Origin of the sequence: Streptomyces sp. WAC05292, assembly GCF_003949955.1 — a bacterium.
In the GTDB taxonomy this organism is placed as follows: domain Bacteria; phylum Actinomycetota; class Actinomycetes; order Streptomycetales; family Streptomycetaceae; genus Streptomyces; species Streptomyces globosus.
In genome coordinates, this window is the sequence record NZ_RPSE01000403.1 from 1 (window position 1) to 5,485 (window position 5,485).

The following is a 5,485-nucleotide window of genomic DNA, read 5'->3' on the forward strand; positions in this document are numbered from 1 at the left end:
GGCCGGCCGCAGGCGCCCCCGGCCGGCCCGAACCCGCGCCCGAGCTCCCCGAGGTGGGCCCCGAGGCGCTGGACCACGAGGCGGTGGACGCCGACGGCTTCGAGCACGCGGTCGCCGCGCTGTGCGCCCGTGACGGCTGCCCCCAGGTGGAGGTGGTGGGCGGTGCCGGCGACCTGGGGGCCGATGTGATCGCCACGACGCCGGAGGGCCGGCGCGTGGTGATCCAGTGCAAGCACTACGGCGAGGGCCACCGGGTCGGCTCCCAGGACCTCCAGCGGTTCGGCGGGACCTGTTTCGCCGTCCACGAGGCCGACGTGGCCGTCGTCGTCACCACCAGCGAGTTCACCGCGCCGGCCGCGGAGTACGCCGCCGCCTGCGACATCGTCTGCGTGGACGGCGACGCCCTCGCCGCGTGGACCGAGGCCCGGACCGGACCGCCGTGGCAGGGCACCCCGGCGGGCGCCGCCCCCCGGGAGGTCCGGCACCCCGTCCGCTGATCGCAAGTGGGGGTGCCGCATTCCGGCCGGCTGCCCGGCAGTATGGGGCCCGTCCGCATCACGATCAGGGGGAAGCACCAATGAGGAAGACCACCGCCGCAGTTGCCGCGGCCGCCGCCGTCGCCGGGCTCGTCACGTTCGCCGCGCCGGCCGGCGCCACCAGCTGCACGCCGGAGATCCGCAGCCTGGACGCGCTGGCCTCCGGCCCGGCGGCCGACCGCGGCACCGTGTACGACCTCGGGCGGGGCGACCTGGCGGTGGGCACCAGTCGGAACATGCCCGTGTACTGGAAGGGCACCGCCGTCCACGCGGTGCCGCTGCCGGACGGGTGGACGGGCGGCACCGTCACGTCGGTCGGCGACAGCGGGCTGATGGTCGGCACCCTGCGGCGCGGCTTCGACGACGCCGCCGCCTTCAGCTACCGGCCGGGCGATGCCGCCGTGCGGCTGCTGACGGGTACGGCGCACGACGCGGCCGCGGCCGTGAACGAGAGCGGCCGTATGGCCACCAGCGAGAACGGCGTCGGAAGGGAATGGGCCGACGGCAGGGTCGTCCGCGAACTCCCGCTCCCCGACGACGCCCTGCCGGGCAGCAGGGTCTCGGTGAACGCCGTCAACAAGCGCGGCGACATCCTGGGCCACGTCTCCGGCCAGTCCTACGACCCGGTGACCGACGAGACCACCGTCCGCGGCAATCCGGTCGTCTGGCCGGCCGGCGGCTACCCGCCGTACGCCCTGCAGGTCTGGAACCAGGGCGACCCCACGTACGACGCGATCGCCACCGGGATCGACAACCGCGGCAGGGTCGTCGGGCACGAGTGGCAGCACTGGCGCGAGCTGTCCCACCACCGCCCCGCGACCTGGAAGCGGCCCTACGACGCCCTGCCGGCGGAGCCCGGCCGGCTGGCCGGGGAGGCGGAGCTGGCCCTCGCGGGCATCAGCCCGGAGACCGGCGCGGCCGTCGGCCGGGCGGTCTCGTACGAGGAGGGCTGGCCGAAGAGCTCGCAGCCCGCGTACTGGCCGGGCACGGGCCCGGTGCTCGCGCTGCCCGGCGGCAGCGGCCCCCGCCGCGGCGCCGCGCAGGCGGTCACCGACGACGACCGCGTCGGAGGGACGGTCCTCGACGAGAGCGGCCTCGGCACGCCCACGGTGTGGACCTGCGCGAGCAAGCAGGCCTACCGGCCGCAGGGCTGACGCACGCGGCCGCGCCGCCAGGCCCGCCGGGGAGTGCCTCCGGCGGGCCTGGCGGACTGCCATAGTGGTGACCGTCGAGGAGCAAGACCCCTTCGCAGTGGGAGAAGCCATGGAGTCGTCCGCGCCGGGCACACCGGTGTTCCTGCCGTCGCCGCCGCCCGCCGACGCCGTCGGCGAGGGACGGATCCGCGTCCTGTGGGCGCTCGGCGGCGCCGGCCGCGACCTGGACGCGAACCTCGTCCGGCTCGGGGCCCGGGCCGACATCGGCGAGCACACGGAGACGGTCCTCGGGGTGCTGCTCGTCGTCGTCGCGGGTTCGGGTGAACTGCGTACGCCCGAGCAGTCGGTGGCGCTGGCGCCGGGCGCCGTCGCCTGGCTGCCGGCCGGCACGACGCGTTCGGTCCGGGCCGGCGCGGACGGACTCACCTACACCACCTCCCACCGCCGCCGGCCGCCGCTGGGGATCACCACGGGGCTGCGGGCCGGCGCCGGTGAACCGGCCTGCCTGGCGAGCCGGGTGTGCGCCGCCTGCGGCCGCATGGCCTCCGACGCCGAGGACCGCTTCTGCGCCCGCTGCGGGGAGAAGCTGGCCCGGTAGCCGGCTCCGGCCCGCCGGTCCCCGGCCCCGGATCAGGGGCAGGTCTCCTCGAACTTGACGACGTGGAACGCCACGGGCTGCCCCGTGAGCGGCGTACCGGTCGGGGGACTCTGGGTGCACACCCGCCAGTTGGACTCCTGGAGCACCATCCGCTCCTGCAGGGCGTCCTTGACGGTGATGCTCGCGTTCCCGGGGAGCGCCTGCCGGGCGACCTTCATGCTCCGGCCGACGAAGTTCGGCATGGTCGCACCGACGGGCGCCGACGGGGTCGCCTGCTCCCGGGCGGGGCACTCCTCCTCGAGCTTCACCGCGCCGAGGTCCACCTTCGCCGCCGTGTCGACGCCGCTCCCGGCGGCGGGGGTCTGCGAGCAGACCTTCCAGCCGCGGTCCAGGACCTGCCCGCGGCCGCGGCCGAGCGCGTCGTGCGAGGTGAGCGAGTGGAATCCGGCCGCCTGGGCGGTGTCCTGCGCGGCCTGGAGGCCCATGCCGACGAGGTCCGGCAGCACGGCCGCCTCCCGGGCGGTGCCGGAGGGTGCCGGCGTGCCGGGCTTGGACTCGCCCGAGGCGGACGGCGGGCCGCAGGCGGTGAGGGCGAGGGCCGCGGCGGCGGCCAGGACGGCGGCGGTGGTGTGGTGGTTCCGCATCCGGCCATGCTCCCCGGGGCACGGCCGGCGGGCGGGCGGTGTCACCGAGTTGTGACACGGCGCATGCGGCTGCCGGCGGGGGGCTGCGGCCCGCCGCCGGCGGGCGGCTGCTAACGGGCGGCTGCGAGGGCCTCCAGAGCCGGGACGATCGCGGCCGGCGCGGGCAGGGCGGCGTTCTCCGCGCGGAGCGAGGCGGCCGCCTCGCGGAGGGCGGGGTCGCCGGTCAGGCGGGCCAGGAGCGGGGCGTCGACGCCGTCGGAGGTGGAGCGCAGGGCGGCGCCGGTGGCGGTGAGGGCGTCGGCGTTGATGAAGTGGTCGGCGCCCTGCGGGAGCAGGAGCTGCGGCAGGCCGGCCTGCACTGCGGTGAGCATGGTGCCGGAGCCGCCGTGGTGGACCAGCGCGTCGGCGGCGGTCAGCAGCTCGTTGAGCGGAACCCACGGCAGCGGGCGGACGTTGCCCGGGAGGGTGCCGAGCGGCGTGAGGTCGGCGTCGCCGACGGCGAGCAGGAAGTCGGCGTCCACGGAAGCGGCGGCCTCCATGAGGCGGACGATGGCGCGCACGCCGTCCAGCTCGGTGAGGACCGTGCCGAGGGTGACGGCGATGCGCGGCCGGCTGCCGCGGCGCAGGAGCTCCGGGGGGACGGTGCCGCCGCCGTTGTAGGGGATGTAGCGCATGCGCAGACCGCCCGGGTCGCCGCCGAGGGAGGCGGGAACGACGTTCAGCGGGGTGGCCTCGGCCGGCCCTTCGACGCCGAGCGCCCCGTACGCCTCGGTGAAGTGGGCGGCGATACGGCCGACCATGTCGAGGCCCGAGGAGACGCCGAAGTTCTGGATCGCCGAAGGGATCTTCAGCTTGGCCGCGACCAGCGGGGCGGCGGCCTGGAAGGAGTCGTAGACCAGCAGGTCGGCGCCCCAGTCCTCGGCGGCGGCGAGCAGGCCGTCCACGGTGGGGCGGGCGGCGAGTGCGAAGCCGCGGGCCGCCTGGTCGAGGATCTGCTCCGGTGTCCGGTCGTGGGCGACGTACTGCACCTCCTCGCCGGTGACCTGCTCGAACACCTCCCGGAGGGTGCGGCCGTCGCCGATCTCCACGATCGGGAAGCCGGCCTCGCGCAGCCGGTCCAGCGGCTGCCCGCTCGCGAACAGGACCTCGTGGCCCGCGGCCCGCAGGGCCTGCGCGGTGGGGATCATCGGGAACAGGTGGCCGGCGGAGGCCGGTCCGGTGAAGAGTATGCGCACGCTTTCTCCTTGCCCAAGGTGTGGCGGTCCGGGACGGGCCGTGCCAATCGGGTCGCAGGGGCCTGTCCCGGCTCCCTTCGGTGAACTGGCCGACGGGCAGCGGGTGTTCCCTCGAACAGGGTCGAAATTCGGACGTTTCCGGATGGAGCAGCCACCGCACAGGAATGGGGCATTCCGCGCTGTGCGTGCACGCGTGCGGTTTCCGGGCGCCTGCTGCCGACGCCGGATCGGCATCCCGGCGGCTGTCCGAATGTCGCCCCGCCGGCGCACCGGCAGGCTGCCGCCGCCCCTTCGAGGGGCGTCTCGCAGGGCGTCCGGAGGGTCGGGGCGGCACCCGTACGCGGGCCTCCCGGCCCTCGCGGCGGCGCCGTCAGCGGGTGCCGGTGCGGCGGCGGATGCGGATCGGGCCCCGGGCCTGCGCCGGGTCGACGGGGCGGCCCGCCTGGGTGATCTCGACCTCGCCGGCGGCGACGAGCCGCCGGGCCGCGCGGCGGACGGGCTCCATCAGCGCGCGCCAGCCGTCGCCCTCCCCCGCGTACACCGCGCGTGCGACGTCGGAGGGGCAGATCGTCGCGGTGGGGCTGCGGCGCTCCAGAAGCTCCAGGATGGCCCGCTCCAGGCGCCGGCCTGTCGGCCGTCCGCTGTCGTCCACTCCCCCAGTGTGGCACCGCGGCTGCCCACGGGCCGCGGGCGCGGCCCTTCGGGGCACGCCAGGGCGGCCGCCGCGCGGCGGTCCGGCATGTCGGCCGGGTGCGGGATATCAGTGGGGGCAGGCGGCGGCCGCCGTGGCCGCCGGTGAGAGGAAGGCGGGGAGCCTGTGGCCGTCAAACCCGTTCCCGAGGGGTATCCGCGCATCACCCCGTACCTGTGCTGCGACGGTGCCGCGGAGGCGATCGACTTCTATGTGTCCGTGCTGGGCGCGACCGAGCGGACGCGGATGCCCGCGCCCGGCGGCAGGATCGGCCATGCCGAGCTGGAACTGGGCAACGCGGTCATCATGCTCGCGGACGAGCACCCGGACATGGGCTTCCGCTCGCCGAAGTCCGTGGGCGGGACGCCCGTCACCCTGCACGTGTACGTCGAGGACGTCGACGCGGTCTTCGCCGCGGCCGTCGCGCGGGGCGCCAGGGAACTGCGCCCGGTCCGCGACGAGTTCTACGGCGACCGCACCGGACAGATCGAGGACCCGTACGGGCACCGCTGGAGCCTCGCCTCGCACGTGGAGGACGTGTCCGAGGAGGAGATGGAGCGGCGGGCGCGGGAGGCCGTGCAGGGCGGCGGCTGACGGCCGGGCGGCAGCCGCCGCCCTGCCGGCGAC

Annotated in this window: 7 protein-coding genes; 4 read left to right on the plus strand and 3 right to left on the minus strand. The window is 76.3% G+C overall.

Features of this window, described 5'->3' with window-relative positions:
- From EF903_RS27810 to EF903_RS27820, 3 genes are all read left to right on the plus strand, one after another.
- Positions 1-497, plus strand: a 497-nt coding sequence (locus tag EF903_RS27810; protein WP_148142587.1) for a restriction endonuclease, incomplete at its 5' end; no start/stop codon positions are given.
- Between the two features lie 80 nt (positions 498-577).
- A complete protein-coding gene (locus EF903_RS27815; RefSeq protein WP_125547721.1) occupies positions 578-1,690 on the plus strand; it encodes a hypothetical protein in 1,113 nt (370 codons plus the stop codon).
- Positions 1,691-1,799: 109 nt separating this feature from the next.
- Positions 1,800-2,288 (plus strand): zinc ribbon domain-containing protein, encoded by a 489-nt coding sequence (locus tag EF903_RS27820; RefSeq protein WP_125547723.1) that lies wholly within the window; start codon positions 1,800-1,802, stop codon positions 2,286-2,288.
- 32 nt (positions 2,289-2,320) lie between these two features.
- On the opposite strand, the gene EF903_RS27825 is transcribed toward EF903_RS27820, so the two are convergent.
- The 3 genes from EF903_RS27825 to EF903_RS27835 form a co-directional block, all read right to left on the minus strand.
- On the minus strand, positions 2,321-2,932 hold the full coding sequence (locus tag EF903_RS27825; RefSeq protein WP_125547725.1) for a PASTA domain-containing protein: 612 nt from the start codon (positions 2,930-2,932) through the stop codon (positions 2,321-2,323).
- Positions 2,933-3,042: 110 nt separating this feature from the next.
- On the minus strand, positions 3,043-4,167 hold the full coding sequence (locus EF903_RS27830) for a nucleotide disphospho-sugar-binding domain-containing protein (protein WP_125547727.1): 1,125 nt from the start codon (positions 4,165-4,167) through the stop codon (positions 3,043-3,045).
- Positions 4,168-4,537: 370 nt separating this feature from the next.
- The gene (locus tag EF903_RS27835; protein ID WP_125547729.1) at positions 4,538-4,819 is read right to left on the minus strand and encodes a DUF3253 domain-containing protein; all 282 of its coding nucleotides are present in this window, start codon (positions 4,817-4,819) and stop codon (positions 4,538-4,540) included.
- Positions 4,820-4,984: 165 nt separating this feature from the next.
- On the opposite strand from EF903_RS27835, the gene EF903_RS27840 reads away from it, so the two are divergent.
- Positions 4,985-5,452, plus strand: a complete 468-nt coding sequence (locus tag EF903_RS27840) for a VOC family protein (RefSeq protein ID WP_125547731.1) — start codon at positions 4,985-4,987, stop codon at positions 5,450-5,452.
- Positions 5,453-5,485 lie beyond the last annotated feature (33 nt).